This window comes from Undibacterium sp. GrIS 1.2, assembly GCF_040544435.1.
Lineage (GTDB): Bacteria > Pseudomonadota > Gammaproteobacteria > Burkholderiales > Burkholderiaceae_D > Undibacterium.
The window spans coordinates 1-1,903 of the sequence record NZ_JBEONP010000140.1 but is presented as its reverse complement, the minus strand read 5'-3'; the positions used below and the strand labels follow the sequence as shown (position 1 = coordinate 1,903).

Here is a 1,903-nt window from a genome sequence, read left to right as displayed (position 1 = left end):
CCTCGGCTATCGAACGCCGTTTGAGGTTTTTTATAATTTGGATATACTCCCACTAAAACTTACCTCCCGTTGCTCTTCGTAGCTGAATCCGCCAGGCTTATTGTCCATGTTTCTTATGGATTATTAAAATATACCTGTAGGGAGTATATAATTAGAAGCATTGAATTTTTACATTCTAATGAACAAAATTTCTCGTTATTTAGCAAAAGATCCGCTAAGTAAAGGAGTGACTAGTCTGTACATAACATCCGTGCGTAGTACGTATTTTGTGCCAGAAGTTACCGCAGAACCTTGATGATTCAGCCTGTGTGGGAAAACCAGAACTGAGCCAGCTCTTGGCTGAATACTTTCCCAAACAAAGTCGGTATGACCGCCTTCAAAGTCGTCGTTTAAATACATAATAAATGTCAGAAAACTCTCCTCGGTATCATTTCGGCGAAAAGTGCCATCCTTATGCTGCTTAAAAAACTGTTGGTCTTTATAACGATAAAAGCGAAACCGCTCGTTAAAACCAGGTAGCTGCCAATTATCGATCACGGCTGGCAACAAAGGCTGTGCTCGGTCATAGAGCTCTTTTGCCAACGCAGGATTGCCATACAAGATTCGATCATTGTTGCGCGCGTCTTTGAATATTTGCTCGCCCTCATCGGTCGTGATGACCGCTTCAGAATAACCTAACTGTTCGCTACTAGCGATGTAGCTGTCACATTCGGCTTTGCTTAAAAAGTGATGAATGACAAATACTCCAGCACCAAAATTCTTGATTTCCATTCGTTATATTCGCAATATCGGTTTTTACTTTTGCTTGAATAAGCACGTTTAAAATAAAGGACTCGTATTAGTTTTTAAAAAAATAAACCAAAGCTTACTTCTACTTTTTTAATAATTTTTCCAAAATCTCGCGGATAAATTCAGGCTTGTTATCAAGATCGGCACAACTGCGCGTATCCGCTTGGGGGTATACGCGCGCGCCAAAGGAAAAGTAGAAATTCTCAAAATCGTCAAACACAAGAATGATATTCCAAAACCTCACCAGTACACTCCCACGGCAGGGTGGACTTGCCAGCAGGACTACAGGTGGGCAGATAAGAATCCGCTCTCGTCATAAGCAAGTCGGTGATGATGCGACAGCACCAGATTACATCATCGTCTCACTGTAAAGTTAATCCGAAACGGAAAGTCCATCTGACATGGCACGCCGGCGCATTTGGCTGGCTTAAACTTAGTCAGCAGTAGCACTTTGGCAGCAAACTGTGTCATCGCGTCGCTAGGCGACTCAAACATGGACACATTGGCCACAGTGCCGTTGCTCTTTACTGTGGCGACGATAAACAACTCTCCATTATCAACAAGTTGGCTCTGCCCCTTGCGAATCGGATCAATGATGGCTTTGAGTCCGCCCAAAGGAAAAGGTGGTTCGTCACCGTCATTTATTTTTTCCCACCAAGAATTAAGTGCCTGACGATCAGCGGGTGACAATTGATCGTAAGGAAGATTGACAGGAACCCGGGCTCCTGAGACTTCAGTACGGCGAATATATGACCCCGTGACCGCCTGATCCTCTTTAATCGAATACTCCGACTTAGGTTCAGACTGTGCAGAGGCGAGAGATGAATAGGCAAGCAGAGTAGTGCAGAGAATTTTGGCAAGGCTAGATGGCATGACTGAAAAAATCTTATGTAAGGTTAAAAAGCACGCACGAAGAATTATAAATTGTAGCAAATTGATCAAGTTATTCCAGAAAAATCAGATGCTTCATTCATTTTTCAACACGATAAATGCATTACCGGTCTTTATATTTTTAGTATGAGAGGTTCTTGCAAAACGAAACACCGGAGAGTAATTTTATTGCGAGAAGCGCAAAATAGATGAGAAAGGAGCGGCCATTTCTGGCAAGATGAAA

At 42.7% G+C, this 1,903-nt stretch carries 2 protein-coding genes; both read right to left on the bottom strand.

Annotation, left to right across the window (positions count from 1 at the left end; translation table 11 throughout):
* Positions 1-195: 195 nt before the first annotated feature.
* On the bottom strand, positions 196-771 hold the full coding sequence (locus tag AAKU61_RS22520; RefSeq protein WP_354335862.1) for a prolyl hydroxylase family protein: 576 nt from the start codon (positions 769-771) through the stop codon (positions 196-198).
* A gap of 372 nt (positions 772-1,143) precedes the next feature.
* Entirely contained in the window at positions 1,144-1,662 is a 519-nt protein-coding gene (locus AAKU61_RS22515; RefSeq protein WP_354335860.1) for an energy transducer TonB, read from the bottom strand.
* Positions 1,663-1,903 lie beyond the last annotated feature (241 nt).

Coding starts and splice junctions, on each gene's coding strand:
- AAKU61_RS22520 (WP_354335862.1), bottom strand. CDS start 771: ATGGAAATCAAGAATTTTGGTGCTGGAGTATTTGTCATTCATCACTTT.
- AAKU61_RS22515 (WP_354335860.1), bottom strand. CDS start 1,662: ATGCCATCTAGCCTTGCCAAAATTCTCTGCACTACTCTGCTTGCCTAT.